General features: G+C 37.4%; 18 protein-coding genes. 5 read left to right on the forward strand and 13 right to left on the reverse strand.

The window, feature by feature from the left end:
• Positions 1-9 precede the first annotated feature (9 nt).
• Complete coding sequence (locus R2Q84_RS03415) at positions 10-1212, reverse strand: FecR family protein (RefSeq protein WP_316815125.1); 1203 nt, start codon at positions 1210-1212, stop codon at positions 10-12.
• Between the two features lie 137 nt (positions 1213-1349).
• Between R2Q84_RS03415 and R2Q84_RS03420 the strand changes: the two genes are divergently transcribed.
• Positions 1350-1940 carry an RNA polymerase sigma-70 factor gene (locus R2Q84_RS03420; RefSeq protein WP_316815126.1) on the forward strand — a complete coding sequence of 197 codons (591 nt, stop codon included), beginning with the start codon at positions 1350-1352 and terminating at the stop codon, positions 1938-1940.
• Positions 1941-1974: 34 nt separating this feature from the next.
• On the opposite strand, the gene R2Q84_RS03425 is transcribed toward R2Q84_RS03420, so the two are convergent.
• Positions 1975-4623 (reverse strand): gliding motility-associated C-terminal domain-containing protein, encoded by a 2649-nt coding sequence (locus R2Q84_RS03425; RefSeq protein ID WP_316815127.1) that lies wholly within the window; start codon positions 4621-4623, stop codon positions 1975-1977.
• 353 nt (positions 4624-4976) lie between these two features.
• On the opposite strand from R2Q84_RS03425, the gene R2Q84_RS03430 reads away from it, so the two are divergent.
• Positions 4977-5426, forward strand: a complete 450-nt coding sequence (locus tag R2Q84_RS03430; RefSeq protein ID WP_316815128.1) for an SRPBCC family protein — start codon at positions 4977-4979, stop codon at positions 5424-5426.
• 85 nt (positions 5427-5511) lie between these two features.
• On the opposite strand, the gene R2Q84_RS03435 is transcribed toward R2Q84_RS03430, so the two are convergent.
• The 3 genes from R2Q84_RS03435 to tal form a co-directional block, all read right to left on the reverse strand.
• On the reverse strand, positions 5512-6735 hold the full coding sequence (locus R2Q84_RS03435) for an MFS transporter (RefSeq protein ID WP_316815129.1): 1224 nt from the start codon (positions 6733-6735) through the stop codon (positions 5512-5514).
• Between the two features lie 454 nt (positions 6736-7189).
• The gene (locus R2Q84_RS03440; RefSeq protein ID WP_316815130.1) at positions 7190-7768 is read right to left on the reverse strand and encodes a DUF4142 domain-containing protein; all 579 of its coding nucleotides are present in this window, start codon (positions 7766-7768) and stop codon (positions 7190-7192) included.
• Positions 7769-7782: 14 nt separating this feature from the next.
• Positions 7783-8889 (reverse strand): transaldolase, encoded by a 1107-nt coding sequence (gene tal, locus R2Q84_RS03445; RefSeq protein WP_316815131.1) that lies wholly within the window; start codon positions 8887-8889, stop codon positions 7783-7785.
• A gap of 354 nt (positions 8890-9243) precedes the next feature.
• On the opposite strand from tal, the gene R2Q84_RS03450 reads away from it, so the two are divergent.
• Positions 9244-11625, forward strand: a complete 2382-nt coding sequence (locus tag R2Q84_RS03450; RefSeq protein WP_316815132.1) for an LTA synthase family protein — start codon at positions 9244-9246, stop codon at positions 11623-11625.
• Positions 11626-11684: 59 nt separating this feature from the next.
• Here R2Q84_RS03450 and R2Q84_RS03455 read toward each other — a convergent pair whose 3' ends face one another.
• Together R2Q84_RS03455 and R2Q84_RS03460 are read right to left on the reverse strand one after the other, a co-directional pair.
• Positions 11685-14309 carry a zinc-dependent metalloprotease gene (locus tag R2Q84_RS03455; protein ID WP_316815133.1) on the reverse strand — a complete coding sequence of 875 codons (2625 nt, stop codon included), beginning with the start codon at positions 14307-14309 and terminating at the stop codon, positions 11685-11687.
• Between the two features lie 203 nt (positions 14310-14512).
• Positions 14513-14749, reverse strand: a complete 237-nt coding sequence (locus R2Q84_RS03460) for a hypothetical protein (protein WP_316815134.1) — start codon at positions 14747-14749, stop codon at positions 14513-14515.
• 192 nt (positions 14750-14941) lie between these two features.
• Between R2Q84_RS03460 and R2Q84_RS03465 the strand changes: the two genes are divergently transcribed.
• A complete protein-coding gene (locus tag R2Q84_RS03465) occupies positions 14942-15142 on the forward strand; it encodes a dodecin family protein (protein WP_316815135.1) in 201 nt (66 codons plus the stop codon).
• A 173-nt stretch (positions 15143-15315) separates the two neighbouring features.
• On the opposite strand, the gene R2Q84_RS03470 is transcribed toward R2Q84_RS03465, so the two are convergent.
• From R2Q84_RS03470 to R2Q84_RS03480, 3 genes are all read right to left on the reverse strand, one after another.
• A complete protein-coding gene (locus R2Q84_RS03470) occupies positions 15316-16014 on the reverse strand; it encodes an alpha/beta hydrolase (protein WP_316815136.1) in 699 nt (232 codons plus the stop codon).
• A 72-nt stretch (positions 16015-16086) separates the two neighbouring features.
• On the reverse strand, positions 16087-16641 hold the full coding sequence (locus tag R2Q84_RS03475; protein WP_316815137.1) for an MCP four helix bundle domain-containing protein: 555 nt from the start codon (positions 16639-16641) through the stop codon (positions 16087-16089).
• A 197-nt stretch (positions 16642-16838) separates the two neighbouring features.
• Positions 16839-17669 carry an AraC family transcriptional regulator gene (locus R2Q84_RS03480; protein WP_316815138.1) on the reverse strand — a complete coding sequence of 277 codons (831 nt, stop codon included), beginning with the start codon at positions 17667-17669 and terminating at the stop codon, positions 16839-16841.
• A 113-nt stretch (positions 17670-17782) separates the two neighbouring features.
• On the opposite strand from R2Q84_RS03480, the gene R2Q84_RS03485 reads away from it, so the two are divergent.
• A complete protein-coding gene (locus tag R2Q84_RS03485; protein ID WP_316815139.1) occupies positions 17783-18694 on the forward strand; it encodes an AEC family transporter in 912 nt (303 codons plus the stop codon).
• 321 nt (positions 18695-19015) lie between these two features.
• Here the strand turns inward: R2Q84_RS03485 and R2Q84_RS03490 are convergent, their stop codons facing one another.
• Genes R2Q84_RS03490 through R2Q84_RS03500 form a run of 3 tightly spaced genes read right to left on the reverse strand, consistent with a single transcriptional unit; the run spans position 19016 to position 22211 of the window.
• Positions 19016-19993: a DUF5007 domain-containing protein gene (locus tag R2Q84_RS03490; RefSeq protein ID WP_316815140.1), complete on the reverse strand. Its 978-nt coding sequence runs from the start codon at positions 19991-19993 to the stop codon at positions 19016-19018.
• Between the two features lie 18 nt (positions 19994-20011).
• Positions 20012-20689 carry a fasciclin domain-containing protein gene (locus R2Q84_RS03495; protein ID WP_316815141.1) on the reverse strand — a complete coding sequence of 226 codons (678 nt, stop codon included), beginning with the start codon at positions 20687-20689 and terminating at the stop codon, positions 20012-20014.
• Positions 20676-22211: a RagB/SusD family nutrient uptake outer membrane protein gene (locus R2Q84_RS03500; protein WP_316815142.1), complete on the reverse strand. Its 1536-nt coding sequence runs from the start codon at positions 22209-22211 to the stop codon at positions 20676-20678. Before R2Q84_RS03500 ends, R2Q84_RS03495 begins: the two co-directional genes overlap by 14 nt.
• Positions 22212-22230: the final 19 nt, after the last annotated feature.

Genomic DNA, 22230 nt, shown 5'->3' on the forward strand with positions numbered 1-22230 from the left:
AATGTAAATTTATGGCATAACGGTAATCCTCCTTCCTTCTACTTTAAAATGGACACCTCCTGTTAGTTCAAACTTTCTGAGTATTTCTGATACATCTTTAAACTGTGAAACAGAACCTTCATAACGTTTGTCGGGTATGTTTTTGCTGTATATCACATCGACATCATACCAGCGTGATATTTTACGCATGATACTGGGTAAATCCTCATTTTTAAATACGAAATAATCATTTTTCCAGGCCATGGCTACCTCCAGATCTGCAGGCTGGACGTGGAGCGCTCCCTCTGTTAAAACGGATTGCTGCCCTGGCGCCAGGATTAAGCCATTCTGTGGATCTCTTCCCTGGTTCTTGGTCACTTTAACCACCCCTTCAATTAAAGTTGTTCTGGTTTCATTTTCTTCGGCATAATTACTAATATTAAAATGAGTCCCTAATACTTGTACATCCTGTTGCGCTGTTTTCACAACAAAAGGCTGCTTCCTATTGTGGGCCACTTCAAAATAAGCCTCTCCCCTCAATTCTACCTCACGTTTTTTCCGACCAGAAAAGCTCTCCGGGTATCTAAGCCTGGAACTATTATTTAACCAAATTTTAGTCCCGTCCGGAAGTATAATCTGATATTTCCCTCCTCTGGGCGTTTCAATCGTATTGTAAGTCAACTGGCCAGTTTTAACCGAATGATCATAAACCAGCTGTCCTTCAGAAGCTTTTGCAATGTTGGCTGCATTTTTCATTAAGGAATCATTTTCGGAACCGGTTAGCACAACACGGCTTCCATCACCTAAAGTTAATATGGCCTTGCTGGTACCCGGCTTTATGTCATTTTTTATAATGTTTTTTGATACGAACTCCTTCTCCTTATAAAATCCACTGTTATTAAGCATCAGCACTGCTGTGAGTGTCAACAGTGCCAGACTCGCTGCGATACCGTACCACATTTTATAAGCGGGTGTTTTAATTTTAACAGTTGATCCAGTGAAACGTTTATCACTTAAAATCTGCTGGTACAATACTTTAGATTCTAATTCAGAAAAAGGTTTCATAACTTGCTGAGCGTTCCAAACCTGCTTCATAAAAACATGTAATTCCCCGTCGTTCTTTGCTTCCTGCAAATAATCCATTAACTCGTTATAATCAGCATACGGAATATCATTGCTAATATAAGCAATGAGTAATTGACGTATTTTAGATTTATCGAAGTTTTTTGCCATAACAATATAATGAGATAATATAGGTAATACACGCCAGCAATGAAATACAACTAGTCGGAATATAGATTTTTTTATTTTTTTATGTAAAGGCAAATTGCCGAGTTATTTTTACCTTGTGCAGGTGAATCAACCGGGGCATGGAAGGGCAAATACATAGTGAAACTAAACTTATATTGGGACTTCGCAATAGTGAAGAGCCTATATTTGCTATGGTTTATAATACTTACAAAACTAAACTTTATAGTTTTGCATGGCGCTTTTTGAAAAACAAGGAACTGAGTCAGGAAATTGTTCAGGAAACACTAATCAGTTTATGGACCAGCAGACATCAGCTAGATCCTCGCTACCCACTAGGGCCTTATTTATATACAATTGCACGAAGACTAACGCTTAACGCATTACGTAACGCAGCAACAGCTGGCATTGCACGGGAGAAACTATGGTCAGATCTTAATGAGGCCCACAATGAAACAGAAGAAGCGATATTACTGGCAGACCTGCAAGAGTTTACAGATCAATCTGTAGCTAAACTACCCAGGCAACAGCAACTTGTTTTTAAACTGAGTCGTTACGAAGGACTTAACCATGATGAAATTGCAGCTAAATTAAACATTTCAAAAAACACCGTAAACAATCATCTTGTAGAGGCACTAAAAAATCTCCGGCAACAATTCAGAGAATCCGGAATTTCTTACAGTATTCTAATAGGTTGGCTACTTTTGAAGTGAGGAATTCTTATTAGGCTAAATCCTGGTGGAAAATTTATCGTATCAGCGTAATACTACCTTTTAATGGCATTGTACTTTGCTTACTTTTAATAATATAATAATAAACTCCCACAGGAGCATCATTCCCGTTAATTTTACCATCCCATTGTGCATTTGACCCAGTGGTTTTAAACACTGAATTTCCTAAACGATTATAGATTTGTAAAGACGCTTGTGGATCAGATTCCAACCCTCCTACACGCCATACATCATTACTACCATCATTATTTGGACTAAAAGCATTGGCAACAACCAGCTCTTTACACCATGCAATCACCTTAAATACAATACTAGCCTTACATCCCATTGCATCAGTTATTTCAAGGTTATAATTTCCGGGGGCCTTTACCTTCATGGTATTAGAAACAGTTTTAACACCATTCCAGGTATAACTTTCATAGCCCTGATCTGCTACAAGCGTAATTTCTTCACCTGTAAAAGTGCAAACCTTTGATTCTGGGGGCCTACTGAGGTTAATTTGGGAATTAATGATAACTTCAACAGCCTCGCTAACATTGCTACATTCATATTCATTTGTAACCGTTACTGTATAAGTACCCGAACTTACTGCATTTATACTTGCTGTAGTTTCACCATTGCTCCAGGTATATCGGTAACCAGGGAATGAAGGCACAGTTAAAGTAGCACTTTCATTATAACACAATAATCGGTCTGGACGCTTTGAAACAACAATCACTGGTTTCTTATGGATTGCTAACGCAAAGTTATCCGACGGTTTCTCACAACCAAGATCAGTTACAAATACTGCTTTATAATTACCTTCAGTAGAAGCTTGAATCCTATCATTATTTGCAAATTCTGTTTGTTCAATTCCATTAAAATACCATTTTACGTTATGATGTTCAAGATTTTGAATCGATAATTCAGGCACTTCACCTTCACAATAAACAAGTCGGTTGGCAGTAACATGGGGTTTTGCAAGGGTTAAGATATTAATTTCTACTTCTGATGACGGTACATAAACGCCTTCACAATTACTTACTGCAACCTTATACGTTCCACTTTCGGAAACTAAATAACTATGGTTTCTTTCTCCAGGTAATTCAATTCCATTTTTAAACCATTTATAATGATAACCAGTTTTATTTACTGTCTGTAACTCCTGCGTTTGATCTTCACAGAGATTGACTACAGGTGGATAATTGAAGGTGATTTCCGGAGCAGACTTATGATGAATAAAGAAAAATGGAGACTTCATCCGCACATTTTCACAAAGGGCGGTAACATGTGCCCTATATTTGCCTTCTTCACTAAACGAAACATTAAACTTTCCTACCAATTCTGGCATTTCCACATCATCTTTATACCACTGGATTAAAATAGGACCAGCTAAATATCCAGGAATCGAGCTAAAAATTTCAACTGCTTCGCCGCTGCAGGAATTAAAATGATACTCATTTCCATTCAGAAGTTCCGACGGCTTAAAGCTTGTAAACTCACCAAGTTGCTTGTCCTGGAACTCCTCTCCGTCAAAAATCGTATAGAGTTTCTTTACCCCTTCATCGGTGGCTAACCAGATCACCCTTTCGCAAGCATAATAGTTAGGATCGCGGAGGGTCTCCTCGATAGATACAAAGTTTGTAAAGTCAATTGCTAAGGTATTTACCTTTAACCCCAATAATGGTGGAAATGGAATAAAGTTAATCCTATCAAGATCCTCATTACTACTATAGACATTTCTATAAATACGGTCAGATGTATAATAAAGTCCGTTGTTTGTCGCTGCCAGTATAAAAGTATTCTTCTCCATAACCGAAAGCATATGGATCGCTTCCAGACTATTGATTGTTTGATCAGTTATAACTGTTTTTATAGGGTTTCTGTCTTCACAGAACCCAAACCATTTCACATATAAACCTTGTGCCGTGCCCCAAAAATCAATTGCATAATCGTAAGACAATGTTGAACTGTAATCAAAAAGCGAACAACGTATATCTGAATAAGGTGCCCGGTCTGGAATTGTAGAAGTAAAAGTCGTTGGCTTCTTTGTCTTTACTATAGAATAATCAGACTCCCAACCCGGACACCTTGCTGTGGTAGAATACCGACCTTTAAATTCTACAGATTTTATGCTTGTACGAGCAAGACTAAAGTCTTTGACATTGGGATCTCCGTATATCTCATATTTATTGGGAGTCGTTTCTCCTCTCAATATCATATACAAATACTCATCTGTTGCTACAACCAGTCTATCCTGGAAAAGCGGGTCATCACTAAATGTTTCCGCAGCCTTTGGCGCCTTGGTTGCATCAAGTACTAATGCTATACCTCTGATATCGGAAACTGCCGCGGGGATAATAAGCTCATTTTTTACATTATTTCTCACCTGAATCAGTTTTTTTGGTTTGATCAGAAAGTACATTTCTGTTTCACTATAACCACTAATATCATCAACTATTTCCCCTGCCATTAGGTTATATATGCTAAAGTCGGATTCAGCGTTTCTTTTGATATATACCTGTCCTGATGTACTAATCGCCCATACGGTATGATCATCATAGGATACCACAACCTTCTTCATGGCTATGCCTTGCAAGTATTGTTCTCCTGACTGCAAACTCAGCTGACTAAAAGCACCTAATCCAAAAAAGGACAATACAACAAGAGCAAATATAGATTTCAATGGATTAAGAGTTAATTCATATTACCGCAATATAGATAAATTCTCCATTTTCACCACCACTTTCAGCACGAAACAGCCCTCACGCGTGTTTCTATTGTATAATTTTCTTACGATCGTTTACGTCTCTCTTTACAATAGAATCGGGTACTTTAAAAAATAAACACTTGTAAAACAAGTCGCAAATCCCCCTTTAGATTGTCACATTTTGCCAGTATAAAAATGATTTTTTCCTGCCACCTTTGTAGTGTTGAAGTTAAAAGGTAAAACGATTAACAGCAAATTGGAGCAGCGACCAATACAAAAACGGGCGAAACCGAAAAGCCAGACGAGTAGGAAACGAAAAAATAGATTTTATGTCAAACAATAATGTTTCACTACACAGAGTCCTTAAAGCATCTCCAGAAAAAGTATACCGGGCATTCACTGAATCTTTGGCAATAGCTTCATGGCTTCCTCCATATGGTTTCCTTTGTACAGTCCATGAAATGGATGTAAAAACAGGAGGCTCTTTTCGAATGTCGTTTCTGAATTTCACTACTGGTAACGGCCATTCATTTGGTGGAGAATACCTGGAGATCAAACCCAATGAATTTCTGAAATACACCGATAAATTTGACGATCCCAATCTTCCGGGCGAAATGATCACATCCGTTTGGCTTCGAAAAACAATCGCCGGTACAGAAATAAAAATTACACAGGAAGGCATCCCTGCAGTTATACCAGCAGAAATGTGCTATTTGGGCTGGCAGGATTCATTAGATAAATTAGCCAGACTGGTAGAGCCTGAAATCCCAGATGCCTGATTCAATACCATTAATCGCCAAAAAAGCCACCAGGTAAATTAGTTTTCACTTGGTGGCTTTTTTTATGTAGCTATTGCTTATTTTTTTAATGTGCTTCTACTGCAACAACTGACTTTCTTTGCCAGAAAAACAATATGATAAATAACACCATTAGTATCGAAGGAAATGTAAGCATCTTTACCAGGGTGTCCTGTCCTGCTGCAAGTTCTAACTGGGCACCGGTTAACCCCATTGCTGTTTTAGCAGCTCTTGCCGAATCAATCCAGCTGCCGATGAAGGGCTGAAATATCGCTGTCGAAAACATACCTATCCCTCCAACAATTGACATGCCTAAAGCGCCACTACGCGGCACGCGCTGAGCGACTACACCAACCATCACAGGCCAGAAATAACATACACCCAAGGCAAATATTACGGTAGCAACATAAGCAAGAGGTCCTGTAACCACGCTGAACATATAAATACCTATAGCTGCTAAAACTGCTGAAGTTAGCAACACTCCCGTCTGCCCCAGCGTTTTCACAACCGGGCCTGCAAAAAACCGGCCCAGTGCCATAAGCCCACTGGTCAATGCCAGTATCAACATGGGACTTGCGCCACTGTTACTCATAATCACGCTTACCCACTGGTTCGGGCCGAACTCTGTAATAGCTGTAAGGGCCATACAAAGAAATATAAATATATAAAGTGGACTGAGCATTGCTTTGAAATTGTCGCCAAGTGAGACATTGGTTTCCTCTTTTGATGTAACGAAAGTTTTTCCATAAAACAGTACTGCATAAATAACTGTTGGAATCATAGTAACCCACATTTGAGCTTGCCAACCTAACCCAAAATCAGTCATAAATTTGGAGATGAGGGCGCCGATTAAAATTCCACCTGGAAACCACATATGGAACCTGTTCAGCATTTTATTCATTTTCGGTCCGGCATAAGTATCTGCGATTAATGGATTACATGCAGCTTCTGTACATCCATTACCAAATCCGATAAAAAGTGTGGAAATTAGCAAACCTGTATAACCTCCTGCAAAAATTGTCAGTAGAATTCCAAGCGTATGCGCTACAAATGCAGCCTTCATGATATTTTTTGGACCGAAGGTATGGTAAACCAGTCCCCCAATAATCATAGAAATAGGAAAACCTAAAAAGAACATAAGGTTAATAAATCCAAGTTGTTCCGCAGTCAGGTTAAACTGCGCCCCAAGCTGGGGTAAAATGCCTGCCCTAATAGAAAAGGTAAATGCGGTGGTGATGAGCGCAAAGCAACTCCCGCTAAATAAGGCACTTTTGTTAATCGTTTGTTTCATAATTAAAAGCTATTTGGTTAGTAAAGTTTCATAATGTGGTTAAAAAGCAATTACGGAATATACAAATTAATTAGATTTTAGACCAACAATAAATAAAAAGGGGCTGCAGATTTTTTTTCTACCGCCCCTTTAAGATATTATAGTATCATCTCAATAGCTTATGCATGACCTGAATCGTGCTTTTCAGGTTTAATCTCTGAATCGATTATTTCCTTTTCCATTTTTTTTCTATCCTTAATGTTCCTTCGGATTAAAAAAATAATCAATGCTGCTACGACAATTAAGACAGCGACTACGATTGTGTAGTTAATTTCCATAATAATGACTGAAATATGTGTAAATAATACTTTCCCACTTAATGTAAAATAACAAGCGTTATGATACACTTAAAATTATAAAAAAAACAGCACACAAATACACGCACCACACTAAAAATCAAACAATTAACAATATGTTAATACAATTTTAAAGCTTTTTCTCTGTTTGCTTCCAAAACAGGTAAAAACTTATGGGCAAAATTACTGACTGCCGTATCCGGACTGTTACCAGCACCTTTAAAAAGTTCAATATTTTTGTTATGATACTCAATCATCATTTTCAAATATAGCTTTTCAAAATAAGCAGGTTCCATTTCCCGCATTTGTCGGATCTGTTCCTGTTCTTTTACCGGTAACTCCATAGGAAGGTTCAATCTTTTAGCTGATGACAAAACTTTTAGTGCGGCACTGATCCGTTTCTGGTCCTGTTCCATAAGTTTACCAAATGCACTGACTCCCCGGTTAGTTGACTTTTCAATCGCAAGTTTCCCCAAAGTATCTCCCATGAGGCTACTCAACGCTACTTTTTCAATAAACATGACAGTCTGTATCTCATTTTCCAGTTTTGCCCTGCCAGTCATCTCAGCCGTATCTACAATAGTCCGATCGACCACTAAACTATCTCCTAATTTAGCATTTCTGTCCGCAGGCTGGCACCTTTGAAAAAATAAACCACCAGCGGCCAATATTAACAATGACAAGGTTCTGTTTTTCATCACCTTTACTCCTTTTATAATTTAGGTATTGCAATCCTAAGCGCTTTTTTTTCTTCAATAACCTGTAACAGCTGATCATAGGGACGGTTGAATTTCTCTATACCTTCATCTTCCAATTGCTTACTGATCTGCGTGAGATCAATGCCAATCCTTTGCAACTGTTCCATGGTAAGCATCACTTTATCCATATCATGTTCCAGGCGACTGGCGGGATGTCCCTGGTCTCTGTAAGCGATCAGCGTCTCCATAGGAACCGTATTAATGGTTTCCGGACCAATCAATGCTTCTACATATTTGATAGCTGAAAACGACGGATCTTTGGTTCCTGTACTTGCCCATAAAACACGTTGAGGAGTAGCCCCCATTGCCTGAAGTTTTAAGAAACGCTCACTACTAAAAATACGTTTATAAATCTGATATGCCTGTTTAGCGCAGGCAATCGCTACCTCTCCCTTCATTTCGGCATGCCCTTTTGCTACCAATTGCGGATCCACCAGCACATCAATCCGGCTCAGGAAAAAACTAGCCACTGAAGCAATCTGATCAATGGGCTGACCAGCAGCTACCCGGTCTTCGAGTCCTGATAAATATGCATCAACCACCTGCTGATATCTTTCCAATCCAAATAACAGCGTCACATTAATGTTCAACCCCTCACTAATTGTTTTTCGGATGGCGGGTATTCCTTCAGCTGTTGCAGGTATCTTGATCATTACATTTTCCCGGTCCAGTTTTCTCCAAAGTTCTACAGCTTGTTTAATTGTTTTATTGGTATCATTTGCCAGGCGCGGAGAAACCTCCAAACTTACAAAACCATCTAATTCCCGGGCAAAAATAGCTTCAAACTGGTCGGCTGCATTTTGGATATCAGTTACAGCCAGTTCATAAAAAATAGCTTCATTGTTTTGGTGAGCGGCAGCAAGTTCCCTGATTTGCGTATCGTAAGCTGTACTACCAGTAACCGCCTTTTCAAAAATAGCTGGGTTCGAGGTCATGCCACGCAGGCCATCCTGTTCAATAAGCTTTTTTAATTGGCCAGAATTAATCAGGTTGCGATCAAGAAAATCAAGCCAGATGCTCTGACCTAATTCATGAAGTTGTTTTATCTTATTTGTTTCCATGATTCAATTCTCATTTTATAAACCTCTTAGGAGCTTTTAACACATCAATTCCAGAGCTTAAACAGATGTTTTAACAACAATCCCGAATCGAATTAGTTCAAAAAAAATAAACAAAAGTCACCCCCCGGTTGTCGCTTATTTTTTCTATCGTTTTATTACACAAGTCACGGCCCTCAAAAATTGTATTTATGAAATTACTGATCCACGCCCTCCAGCGGACACCGAGTCCCTACTTTGTGCTAAAAATACATCCTTAAGGATATTTTTTGTCAATTCAAAATACTATATATTTGAGAATACCTTTTAATCTAAACGTCAAAGAAATCTCTTTATAAATACATCTAATAATTTGTAATGCTCAAATATTTAATATTTATTACGCTTTTGCTGAACGGCTTTTTAACTAAAGCGAATACCATTGAAATAAGATATCATGCACCAAATGCAACTTATGTTAAGATGATTTGGGGGATAAACTATTGGAAACTGGCAGAAAATAAACCCGCTGGTACCACAATACAAGATAAAGTAATGCACTCTCCTATGGTAAAGGAAGGCGATGATTATGTTTTAAAGCTCGACGTTCCAGATAGCTGTACCATTGAATATCTTTTTCAATTTGCAGAAAAAACAGCCCTGTTTAAAGCGAATGTTGATTTTACAGATCACAACCAACTCGCCAATGAGCGTTTTTATCAACGTACGATTATAGGTAATACTGTTATTAGAATATCACCAGATGTTGACAAATTAAAACCTACCAAACACATTTCTTTGTTAAAATATTCTGTACTGTGTTTCTTAATGATTTCTACCCTGGCATTATTTCTTTTTATTGCTGAAAAATTTTTCATAAAAAAAGCTATTGCTCCTTTAAATCCAAGGGCTTTATTTTTTTCAATTCCCATTGCACTTTTAACCATTCTAATCATAATCAGAGTAATGACTATTGATGAGTTAGGCCGGTTCTTAGCTGCTCCTTTGCTTAGTTTACCCCTGTTATTAAAGGCTTGTCTGCAGGACTTTATATATACGACCATTTTGACAGTTCTCTTTGGAGTTTTATTCTTTATAAAAAAGAACAACCCACGCCCAATCTTATGGACATTTGCGGGCTTTGCCATCATATCTATAGCCATAGCAATTGCAAACATCAAAATAACAGCCTTACTGGGAAGACCTTTTAATTACAGATGGCTATATTATTCTGACTTTTTAATGAGTTCTGATGCTTCAAGAGCAATAAGCGATAATATTGATAAAAGTTATTTGTTTGCTTATTTGGTAATGATTCTTGCCGCAATTCCTTTGGTTTGGCTTATTTATCGGTTGTTGTCTCAGCGTCCAGTCATCACAGTTACTTTTTTAATTCTGGTTTTCAGTACGGCCTGTATTACCCAAACCAATTTATCAGTTGATGAAGGGAAAAAAGAGAATCCGGTTATTTATTTTATTTCCTCCTTATTTCAACAAAATGGTCTATCAGGCATCTATAATAAAAACGTTAACATCGATCAATTTGCCAGAAAGAATAAGAATGTTTTAGAGCCTCAATACGCATCTGCATTTAAAAATTCAAGCATAAAAAATGTGATCATTTTTGTATTGGAATCAGCGGCCGCTGAGTATATTACTCCTTACAACTCTATATATCAAGCCACTCCATTCCTTGATTCCATTAAACATTCGGCTGTACTATTTGATGCCGCCTATGCACATGCCCCTGCAACTAATAAATCGATGGTATCTCTTCTTTGCAGCAGTTACCCGTACCTATCCTATAAGTCTATTACGGCTGAAAAACCGGGTATCAAATGGCCATCCATCTCTTCGGAGCTTAAAAAAGCTGGATATAGAACTTCTTTTTTCAATTCAGGCGACAATCGTTTTCAAGGTGCTGATTCCTTTTTAAAATATAGAGATATTGATGAGATAAAAGATTTTAGACAAAATGCTTGTAATGTGCCTATTTTTTCTGATCCTCAATATGCAAATGAAAATCTTGAAGGAATCACTGACGCCTGTCTGCCTACGGTATTTTTTGATTGGATAAAAAAAGATCATTCTACTCCATTTTTTTCGATGATGTGGACCTACCAGACGCATTACCCTTATTATTCAATAAGTAAAAGGATAAATTTCAATACGAATAATGAGTTGAAGGAAAGATACCTAAATGCTTTACACGATGCAGATAAAACATTACGGGAACTGGTAGAAGGGCTGAAAAAAAGAGACCTTTTAAATTCAACGCTAATTGTTGTCTTAGGCGATCATGGAGAAGCCTTTGGACAACACGGACAAACTTCTCATGCAGGAGGAATATTTGAAGAGAACCTTCGCATCCCTTTGATTTTTATTAACAAGCAGCTTTTTAATGGAGAACATCTAACTAAGGTAGCCGGTATTAGCGATGTGGCTCCTACAATTTTTTCCATCTTAGAAAAACCTATTCCAAATGAATGGCAGGGAGAAAACTTGTTTAGCAAAAACAGAAGGGAAAAAGTTTATTTCTTTACTCCATATTCAGATTGGCTTTTTGGCTGTAGAGAAGGTGATTATAAATTTATTTATAATGCTACAACTAATACCTCTTATTTATACAATTTAAAAACAGATCCACATGAAGCTGTAAACATCGCCAGTGAACAACCAAAATATACTGAAAAACTGAGTAGCGATTTAAATTCATGGATTCAATATCAGATCCAGCATGTAAATTCTTACTTAAAGTAGGTTATTTTATAAAAAAGCCTGAACCATGGGCCCAGGCTTCTTTATACAGCATTGTAATTTTATTTAACTACCAAAGCTTTGTCAATTAAGAAAATCAGGTTTGTACGATGTGCTTTTGTTTGCTCATTTGTTGAAACTGCAGTTCCAAGCTGAGTTTTTATCTTCTTCAATGTGAAAAGTGCTGCTGCTTTACTTGCATTGTCATATCCTCCTGGTGCAGAAACGATACTTGCTGAAGCTTTTACAAATTCAGTTTGCAGATTTTGGCGGAACAGGTTCACATTTGATTTGAGATCTGCTACAAAAATATCATTTGCCAAATCGCTCATTACACTAGCTACAGAATAAGTGTTGCCATAAAGTCCACTATTGTTTATTCTGGTTAAAGTATTTGGATGCAGAATTTGGGCAAGCGTACTCAATTGCATTCCCATAAAAGTATTCTGAGGTTTAAAATCCTCACTAGTTCCAAAGAATCCAAATCCACGCCTTTGAATCTGAAGATAAGGGAACAAAGGAATATCAGCATCAAAAGCATCAGGTGCAAACACATATTTACCCAACAATGCCATTGCCTTTTTTTGATAAGCAACCGGAACAGGGGTAAATGGTGCAACAGTTGTTTGTTGTCCTACAAAACTTCTGTCAACATACACGCCGCCAATAAAACGACTTACTGCTGCAGCCATGCTTTGACGCTGACCATTAAGCTGCAGATAACGCTGACGTAACTCCTGGTAACTCTGACCTGGTTTACTAAAGCGGGATTTTAGCTTTGGCATCATTGTGTTTACCAGCTTAAATCTGTCTTCACCATAAGCCACCATATCGTTTGTCTGATCATTAACGTTCACCCTCGGATCAATCCCGCCCCCAGGACTGCGCATATCATCGGCATCATTACCAAAGGTCAGTTGTGGATCTGTACTGCGACTTAAAATTTTATTTAATCCAGCTTCTTCTTCCGACTCACTAAATGAAGTGTAACCATATTCAATTGCCCATAAATCATACGGCCCTGCTTTAGTAGTATAATAATCACCTTGCTTACTTCGATCACTACTTACATTTATTGCAGGATAATCCATTACAGACCCCTGTAATCCAATTTTACGGGTAAGTGCTACATCATTCATCTGAGCAGGGCTTAGCATTTGACTGGATTTCATATTATGATTAAGCCCTAGCGTATGTCCCATTTCATGCATGATAAGGTAGTACAGGAACTGTTTGTGCATTTCACGGACAGTTTCTGCTCTTTTTGCCTCTGGCATATCCGCATCAAGCGCTTCAATAGCAGTTAACCCCGTCTGATACTGCATACTTAACTCCTGGGCCAATGCACAGGAAGCACTGTGGTTTTTATCAAAACCATGTAAATGATCCGGCTTTGCAGTAACCGCTTCAATTGGATTTTCCCAGGGTAACTTTAATGAGGAATGGCCAGCATTAAACAGGTCATCAGTAACAACCGTACCCGCTCCGGAACGCCATTCAACAGTAATATCAGCGCCTAAAATCTGGCCAGTTAAAGGATTAAAAAAGCTGGGACCTATTGCTCCGTAAGAAGGATAAGCCGACGATACCCAACGGATTACATTATATGCGATATCAGCAGGGTCCCAGCTGGCTGTATCAGACATTTCTTTCATTACCACGGCGTTTTTGAAACCGGCTTTCTCAAATGCTTCATTCCATTTCTCACCTGCCTCTTTTATAATCGGACGATACTCCAATGGAGTCGTATTTTCAATCCAGAAAACAATCGGTTCAACCGGTTCACTTAAGGTCGCTGACGGATCTTTCTTTTTAAGATTCCAGCGACTGATAAAGTCTTTATATGGTGTTGGAGATAAAGAAGTCAGGTTATCTACTTCCGCACCAAAATAACCTACCCTTGGGTCATCACGACGTGGGCGGAAATCATTTTTAGGTACTTCGAGAAAAGAATGCTGCATTTTAACCCTTACATATCGGGCATCAGTGATATCCTTTCCTCCTCCATTCAGCGGTACCGGATTGTCATAAGCAAGCTCCACCACTACATCTGTATTTCCAGGAAATGAACGGATCTTTTGATACTTTGACTTGGCGACATTTAAGTTCCCTAAATTAAACACTGCACCTGGAGGCAATGTTGGAGGAAAAACCGGCTTTACCGGGTCTAATTTATCTCCAAGAAAAAGACCATCAACAGAAATTAAATAACCCACCGAATCTTGTGCGGCAACTTTATCACTATAAAAAACAGCATCTGAAACATCAACATTTGCAACTTTACTTACAGGATTTGATTTATCGTAATAAAAATTTGTATTCTTTTGAAGAAGTTCAATTTTATCATCAGACTTCTGAATATAAAATAACCATGTGGTTCTAATCATATTCTGATTAAGGAACAAGGTGGTTGGCCCGCCCATTGAAAAACTCTGATAAATATAATCTTTACCCAACTGATCTTTTTTAACATACATCTGAAGACTACCCGTTACAGTATCTCTATACATTGTAAAAAGACCATCAATTTTTTTACTGGATTTAATCTTGTCTTTAATACCTGGTTTAGGAGGAACTACCTGGGCTTTCTTTAAGGAATCAGCGGGTAATGCTTTTTTCTTCTTTTGGGCAAAGGCCCCACTGGCCAAAAACAGGACCAGCGATAGTAAAATAATGCTCTTTTTCATCTGGAATAATGGTTCGTTATGGTTGTTAATTTATCTTGTATAGGATTGTTTCAGGCAACAAATGTTACACTACACTAATATACTCATTATCAACAACTATAACTTCCATTTCATGCATCATCTTTTTCTACTTTCTCCGATACTTTTTCTCAATACTTCGCCATAATAATACATTTACGTATTGCTTATTATTGGACATATTGTTAAATCTCAAACTTATTTGCAGGTTTAGAAATTGCTTTAGATGCAATCACTTTCGACTTACCCCAATCCCAATCTTCTCTAAAATCTTCATCTGCATGAAAATAATATCCCTTACCTTTTTTCAGGCCAGGTTTCCCAGTATTAACCGGCTTACTCGTTCTACCTGTAGTTTTCATCTTTTTATAGTCTATTGTTCCCAGCCCTTTAACAATATTGAGAAACAAAAGGTTTGTCATAAAAAACTTTAGCATTTAAAAAAAATAAACAAAACCAATTCCTACTTGTTTTACCATCTCAAAAGTAGCGCTTACTACAAATCACTAAATAGACACTATGGGATATCACGAATGAAAATCTTGTATTGATGCATATTTAGAATGTGCTGCAATATGTAATCAACACTATCTAATTTATAAAAAACAAATATTATGAGTATTGTAAAAGTAATTGAAGTTATCTCTTCATCAGAAAACGGATTCGAAGATGCCGTGAGAAATGCAGTAATTGAAGTATCAAAAACTGTAAAAAACATTGACTCAGTCTATGTAAAAGACTTTAAAGTACATCTTAAAGACAATAAAATTATATCTTATGGTGCCATCTGCAAAGTATCTTTCCGGGTGGAGTAAAATTAATCAAACAAAATTATTTTCCACGTCCCGTCGGTTCACACCTTCCCTCTGCAGTCTCCAACCGCATAAAAAAGAGAGAATATCATCGCTGGAATTCTCTCTTTCTACTGTACCCTTTTATGGACGTTTTATTTGCCGTTTTACCGTTACAAGGGTAAAAATTCTGTATTTTATGCATATACGCTTTCGGCTGCCTTAACAATCATTTCTGCAACAATTTCGGGTTGCGACATAAAAATGACATGGCTTCCCTTAACCTCTTCAACTATTGTATTCGAACGACTATACATGTTTCTCTGAATATCGGGATTGATACTTTTATCCTCAGTTGCAATCAGTCCATAAGACGGTTTAGATCTCCAAGCAGCCTTTGTAATTGGGGTTGCAAAGCCTTTGGCATAAAAAGCCCCTTGAGAAGCATACATAAATTCGGCATCCTCCGCATCTATGTCCGCACAAAAACCTGCATGAAACTTTTCTTTACCGTAATATACAATTCCCTTTTCATCTGGTGGCAAAATACCATTTTCCGGTGCTGGCGGAGCACTTTGAAGCCATTGTAGAGCAGTTTCCCCGCTATCCGGCTGGAATGCTGCGATATAAACAAGAGCTGCTACGTTAGGGTGATTACCTGCTTCGGTAATCACAGCTCCGCCCCAGGAATGGCCGGCAAGAACCGCAGGTCCTTCAATCCTATCAAGTGCTACGTGGGTAGCCAACACATCATCCTCCAGCGAGGTTAAGGGATTTTGTACTACTATTACATTGAAACCTTTTTTTGTCAACTCGTTATAAAGTGCTTTATAACCAGAACCATCCGCGAATGCGCCATGTACTAATACGGCATTCTTAACATTTAAATTTTCCATGTCTTTAATTTCGTTTTGTTTATGGGTGAGATAACAAAACAACAATAAACAACGATCTGTTTTTCAGAGACATTACAATTCTATAAAATCTTTCTGAGATTTAGCAATCAAATCAGGCAGGTTTACTATAAGTGAAAATAGTAGTAAAAAGCAAATGGAAGCTGCCAACACAAGATAGGTTGCAGCTTTCTCTATACCTTCTTGTGCTACAGTATTTTTTCGGACCACAGCATTCATATTCAGCTCTTCAATAATTCTTATTTGCAAACGTGCCTTATTAAGCGCTTCCTGTTTAGCGGGAATGTCTGCCGCCGGGTCTATTATAGTTTTGTAGGCTTGAGAGAGTGCAGTTACCGCCTCCCGCTCCCCTTCTTCAGTGATGTTGTTTCTTTCTTTCTCCAGTTCGAGACTAAATTGCTTAGCCGATACACTAGAAAGGGGTAATGCACTATCATCAAGAACCTTTCTCATCTTTCCCAGGTAACTCAAACTTTCATAATTATCCTTAAGAATGCTTTTTGAACTTGAGGCCATCCTATTCATAAAGTACAGGGAAACTCCTCCGAAAATGAGGACTATTGTAAACAACAATCCAAATGCAAGGCGCAATTTTGTCTTTGCTTTCATGTCTTTATTAATTTAACAGAACTAAATAATATTACACACAAAAACTATGCTGATTTTTTGAGGATTAAGCCCTTAATCTACAGACCCATTCGTCAAATTTAGAACTATTTAGGATGAATTCAGGACCAATGATCACCTCTTTCTGAAAAAACTGAGTCAACTATTCTACAAAATTTGGCCACTCATTGTACCTAACTTTATTTTTTTTCTTTACGATATTGCGTAGGCGAAATCCCCACCCTCTTCCTGAAAAAATGGTAGAAATGGCTCTGGTCACTAAATGAAAATTCATTGGTAATCATTTTCATACTAAAACCTGGGTTTAGAAGTCTTTTTTTGATAAGTTCTATTTTATAGTTACTTAAATATTCGCTGTAAGCAATTCCAAATGACTTCTTAAAATAAGTTCCGAAATATCCAGCCGATATATTAAAATGAGATGCCGTATTTTTAATCTGTACAATTTCGGGATAATATATATTTTCATGTATGTAGGCGGTTAACTCTTCTGGTTTGGCCTGCTGTGCGGTAAGCGAGATATTGATAGAAATCAGATAGTCAATAATGAGCCCAAGAATAGACGTGATCTGACTGTTTATAAATGCTGATGATTCCAAATTGGAACTATTCCTTTTCGTATATTGGAGAAGGTTCTGCATCGTACTCATTAATATTTCCTTGGTATCTCTACAGAATTCCAATTTGATTTCTTTCAATATTTTACATTTCAATAAATTTTCAGGGGACATTTTAAATTGATAAGGGATATAACCACCAAAATAACTATCTGTAAACAGAATAAACAGAAAGCGCGTCTCAAGTTCTATCTCAAAATAATGCTCATCACCTGGACATACTGTAAATAAATCGCCTGCACTATACCGAAAATTAGTATTATTTATAATATGGAGTCCACTACCTTCCAGGATATACACCAGTTCATAATAAGTCTGCCCATGAAAAGGAAGATGGAATGCTTTCTCTTTAAACTCTACTATAGTTAAAGGCTGAAATTGCTTTTTCTTCATAACATACCATTCATACGGATTTCATCAACTGATTATACAAATTCATATAGGCTTTATACCAATAAACACGTACGTAAACATCAGAAATTCGCACGATATCTTGGCAATTTATTATGGTGAATTTTGTAATGATCGCGTTCTGCATATTTGCGGGGTTGCTTTTCAAAAAATATAAATTAATACCTGCTGACGCGCATAAAGGTATAAACACCTGGATTTTATATGTGGCATTACCCGCGGCTTCGTTTAAATATATTCCTTATATAGAATGGTCAGCAAATATGTTATTTCCCATCGCATCAATGATCGTAGTATGGTTAGGAGGATGGTTTTATTCGGAAGTGTTTTGTTCAATTAAAGGTTATAATCAACGCACCAGAAGTTCCATTGAGCTGGCAACAGGGTATAGTAACACTTCCTTCATAGGATTTCCTTTAATAGCCGCCTATTTCGGTGAATCAAAATTGGGCATAGCAATTATATGCGATCAGGCTACCTTTATACTGTTATCAACCGCGGGTATAATATGCGCCATTAAAGGAAACCGAAGTGACAATGAGGGTATAAATACCAAAGTTCTTTTTAAGAGATTCCTTACATTTCCACCATTAATTGGTTGTATCCTAAGCTTAGGACTAAGCTCGTTTATTGATCTAAAATTTACGGAACCATTTTTTGATAAACTTTCGGCAACATTAGGTCCTTTAGCCTTATTTTCTATAGGCCTGCAATTAAACTTTAAGGGCTGGAAAAAACAATCCCTCCAAATTGCTATACCTATATTTTACAAATTACTAATAGCACCAATATTAGTAGTGACATTTCTTTTTTTATCAGGGATAAAGGGAGATATAGCCAAAATAAGTATTTTCGAAGCCGCGATGCCTACATTACTATCAACAAGTATTGTAGCAGAAAGGTATCGACTAAATACAAAACTAATCAATCTTATTATTGGGATTAGCATACTTATAAGCCTGCTTACTACTGCATTCTGGCATTTATTTCTCAATATCTATTTATAAAATAAACCATCCTTTTCCGAACTCTGTCTGGAAAAACGAATAGCAGTCAATACTCTTTTACTACCAGTGATTTTTTGATACCACAAGCGTAAGGAACAGAGTTTGTACTTAATTAGATATTAACTTATACTTAACAGGGCGTTACTAGGGCCTTACTAGGGCTAGGGGGTAAAGCAAGGCCCTAGTAACGCCCTAGTAACGCCCTAGTAATGCCCTACTAATAGCGAAGGCAGACAGCTAACATCATTAACTTTAAAGAAAATCCGTTCTTTACACATTTAGTACAATGTAAAGAACGGATTGATACAGTGATTATAGCGTTTAGATTCGTTTTATTCCTTTAATTTTTACCTGAACAAGATATGTTCCCTCCTGCTTTATCTGAAAGCCGATTGCAGGATTAATATTAAACTTGGTGTTAGGAGGATAGATCGCTTTTGGATTAGTTACTTTTACATAGTTACTTGGTATCCTGTAAAAAATATCAAAAGATCCATACCCGGTAATCTGTTTATAAGGAAAAGGTATTACTTCAAAATTGAGACTCATTTCAGTATCCGTTTTTATTACAGGATTAAATTTCGCGTAAGAATCTAAAGTTGGTCTGTCACCCCGTACTATCAACTCTCCTGCTTTAGGATTGAAAGGAACACCATCCTCATCAACATATTTTACAGTAACATTAGTCCCCTGTCCGGATGTCCTGGTAATGGTAATTTCAACTGGTGGCAATGGCTCGAAAGTAGCTCCTCCATCCTGCAGATAGGTTGCTGAATTCCGGTTAATCGAATAAGGCTGGGATTCTACAAAATCCAGTTCACCAATATTTTTAAAAGTCTTTGCCCCACTTTCATTACTTACCTCAATATCAAAAGTATATTCAGAGCCAGTGGGAATTACGTTGGTTCCACTAGTGAATAAAAACTGGCCACTGGGTAAAAATTCAAATATTGGTTTCGACTTTAACTCTCTGATAGAATTTAAAAGTTCCAGCGTGGTATGTACTTCCGGATCAAATGCTGTCTTATAGACATACACATTCTGGTTCTGATACAATTCATCAGCGCGCTGCTCAGTCCCCTTCTTTTTGATCTGTAACAATTTAATTGTTAATGGAACTGTTGAGCCGTCTCCCTTTAATTCGGAAGTAAGAAATCCATTCTTACCTTTTTCAACCTGAAATGGGGAGCCAACATAGAAAACACTATCGCTCAAAAAACCCACGGTTATTTTTTTGCATCCCGCCCAAATGACAACTGATAATACTAAAGTCATCATTATATATATATATTTCTTCATGAGATTATCTGTTTTTAATTACCAGTAAAACCTGTGGATGTTGTGCAATACATGCAGTACCCCTGTCGTAGTTTGAATATTTGAAGTTTGTGCTAATGCAAACTGATCCTTATTTTCATCAGGATAATTGTCGGGCATCGGATCAGGATCCAGCCCATTTCTCAATTTTACAAGGAATAAAAGCTTTGGTTTTGTACTCACAATATCCAGACTTTCGACTTCAATTAATCTTATGGAGAAGGGCTCATTCGACTTACTGGTAAACAATTTGTTTGATAAACTTAAACTCTCCCGGGTGATCTTGCCATTGAAAAGATGTGAACGCAAAGAATCTCTCAATTCCTGAACGGGCAGGTCGTTAAGCGTATACTTTAAACTCTCATCGTTCATATCCTGCTGAAGCTTTTCCTCTCTTCTTTCAAGTAAAGCTTTAATAGAATAATCAGTTGGGGCGAAAAAAGTAACATTTCCATTAATCTCGTCCTTCATACCAGCCTTATCAATCAATACCAATAGCGTATCAAATAACCGGTTTGTTTTTAAATAATCGTACGTTGTCATGTTTACATGGGGATCATGCAAACTGCCACCTATAATATACTTGTCCTTTTTACAGGATGTTGCCGCAATGGCCATTACAAAAGCCAGAAATAATATATACTTTATTTTCATGTTCTTCTTTTTATAGTTTTCCATTCCAATATTTGTTTTGAACCAATAGCTGATTCTTTTGTAGGATAGATCTTGCTATGGGCCACTTCCAACCTTCCTGGTCAAAACGGCTTTGAGGGAATCGGCCTTCAGTATAGGCAGGCATCTGGTTATTTCTGATCATAACATACCATAACTGCCCTTCGAAAGCGATTTCTCTATAAGTTTCTTCAAAAATCTCAGTTTTCAATTCGCCATCGCCCCCGGTAAAGCCAAGCACATTAGCGCGTTGTCTTACGATATTCAAATCTGTACGTGCGCCCGAAAAATTGCCCAGCAATTCTTTACACTCCGCTCTCAACAACAATTGTTCACCCAATCTGAAAATCGGGATATTACAATCGACCATTGGATTGGTACTGTTTTCCGGATTTCTGAATTTTACATTTTCGGAATTACGTCCCGTGTATTTGGTAAGGATCCAATTCTCTTCGTCGCTTTTGTCAAAATTATAAGCCATACGGGCATCACTACCGTATTGATAAATACCATCCAGTAAATCAACATTTAATACAACTGGCATTTGAAACCTATCCTTTATGTAAGGCTGCATACTTGTTACATAAAAGTATCCATCTCCCAATTGAAATTCATTCTGAACAAGACTGGTAGCAATTTCAAAAATTGCTTCTGAAGAACGTCCTTTGTAAAGCTTATCGAAGTTTGCTGCCGAAACTAAACTATAAGTACCTGCGTTGGTAATAGAATCTATAGATGCTACTGCTTCCGTTAAAAGTGCATTATCCGTGTTTTTATTCAAAAAGTATTTCCAGCGAAGGATGTTTGCTTTTAGTGCAAATACTGCACCTTTATCTGCGCTTACAGAATGATCATTACCAGTTGTAAACTTCAAAAACTTCTGTGCTTTTGCCAAATCAGCCAAAGCCGAATCCAACACAATCTTTTCAGATACACGCGGAAGATTTTCTGACTTAACAGGATCAGCACTATTCTTCAACACCAATGGTACATCCCCCCAAAGCCTAACCATATAAAAATAGTTAAATGCCCTTAAGAAATAAGCTTCTCCTAATATTCTGTTTTTCCTATTGTCAGTAAATAGATTATTTGGCATCCCGTTTACTTTCTGAAGAACAGTATTAGCCATGTTAATGGTTTTATAATAGGAGCTCCAATCTCCCAGATCTTCAAGATAAGGCCCGATAAAGTCGCCTATATTGATCCCGGTTCCATAATAGGTATCACCTTCCACCAAAAAGCTCAACACAAAATCAGAGTTCACTTTATTAAATTGTCCGGTCGAAAGATCTCCGTAACTAAAGTGCGACATATAATGAGTGTATTCACCTCTGAACATAGATTTTCTGGATAGTGAATAAACACCTGCCAATGCAGATATTGCATCGTCCTGCGTTTTCCAGAAAGATCCTTCATAAGGAGCATCTTCAGGTGCAAAGTTTAAGAGTTTCTTACAGGAAGAAAACAGAACAGTTGAAGCTACTATCAATAATAGCATGACGATAGCATATATTTTTTTAGTATTCATCTTTAATAATTCTAATGGT

The organism is Pedobacter nyackensis (genome assembly GCF_032678475.1).
Taxonomy (GTDB): Bacteria; Bacteroidota; Bacteroidia; order Sphingobacteriales; family Sphingobacteriaceae; genus Pedobacter; species Pedobacter nyackensis_A.

Coding starts and splice junctions, on each gene's coding strand:
- R2Q84_RS03415 (WP_316815125.1), bottom strand. CDS start 1,212: ATGGCAAAAAACTTCGATAAATCTAAAATACGTCAATTACTCATTGCT.
- R2Q84_RS03420 (WP_316815126.1), top strand. CDS start 1,350: ATGGAAGGGCAAATACATAGTGAAACTAAACTTATATTGGGACTTCGC.
- R2Q84_RS03430 (WP_316815128.1), top strand. CDS start 4,977: ATGTCAAACAATAATGTTTCACTACACAGAGTCCTTAAAGCATCTCCA.
- R2Q84_RS03435 (WP_316815129.1), bottom strand. CDS start 6,735: ATGAAACAAACGATTAACAAAAGTGCCTTATTTAGCGGGAGTTGCTTT.
- R2Q84_RS03440 (WP_316815130.1), bottom strand. CDS start 7,768: ATGAAAAACAGAACCTTGTCATTGTTAATATTGGCCGCTGGTGGTTTA.
- tal (WP_316815131.1), bottom strand. CDS start 8,889: ATGGAAACAAATAAGATAAAACAACTTCATGAATTAGGTCAGAGCATC.
- R2Q84_RS03450 (WP_316815132.1), top strand. CDS start 9,244: ATGCTCAAATATTTAATATTTATTACGCTTTTGCTGAACGGCTTTTTA.
- R2Q84_RS03455 (WP_316815133.1), bottom strand. CDS start 14,309: ATGAAAAAGAGCATTATTTTACTATCGCTGGTCCTGTTTTTGGCCAGT.
- R2Q84_RS03460 (WP_316815134.1), bottom strand. CDS start 14,749: ATGACAAACCTTTTGTTTCTCAATATTGTTAAAGGGCTGGGAACAATA.
- R2Q84_RS03465 (WP_316815135.1), top strand. CDS start 14,942: ATGAGTATTGTAAAAGTAATTGAAGTTATCTCTTCATCAGAAAACGGA.
- R2Q84_RS03470 (WP_316815136.1), bottom strand. CDS start 16,014: ATGGAAAATTTAAATGTTAAGAATGCCGTATTAGTACATGGCGCATTC.
- R2Q84_RS03475 (WP_316815137.1), bottom strand. CDS start 16,641: ATGAAAGCAAAGACAAAATTGCGCCTTGCATTTGGATTGTTGTTTACA.
- R2Q84_RS03480 (WP_316815138.1), bottom strand. CDS start 17,669: ATGAAGAAAAAGCAATTTCAGCCTTTAACTATAGTAGAGTTTAAAGAG.
- R2Q84_RS03485 (WP_316815139.1), top strand. CDS start 17,783: ATGGTGAATTTTGTAATGATCGCGTTCTGCATATTTGCGGGGTTGCTT.
- R2Q84_RS03490 (WP_316815140.1), bottom strand. CDS start 19,993: ATGAAGAAATATATATATATAATGATGACTTTAGTATTATCAGTTGTC.
- R2Q84_RS03495 (WP_316815141.1), bottom strand. CDS start 20,689: ATGGAAAACTATAAAAAGAAGAACATGAAAATAAAGTATATATTATTT.
- R2Q84_RS03500 (WP_316815142.1), bottom strand. CDS start 22,211: ATGAATACTAAAAAAATATATGCTATCGTCATGCTATTATTGATAGTA.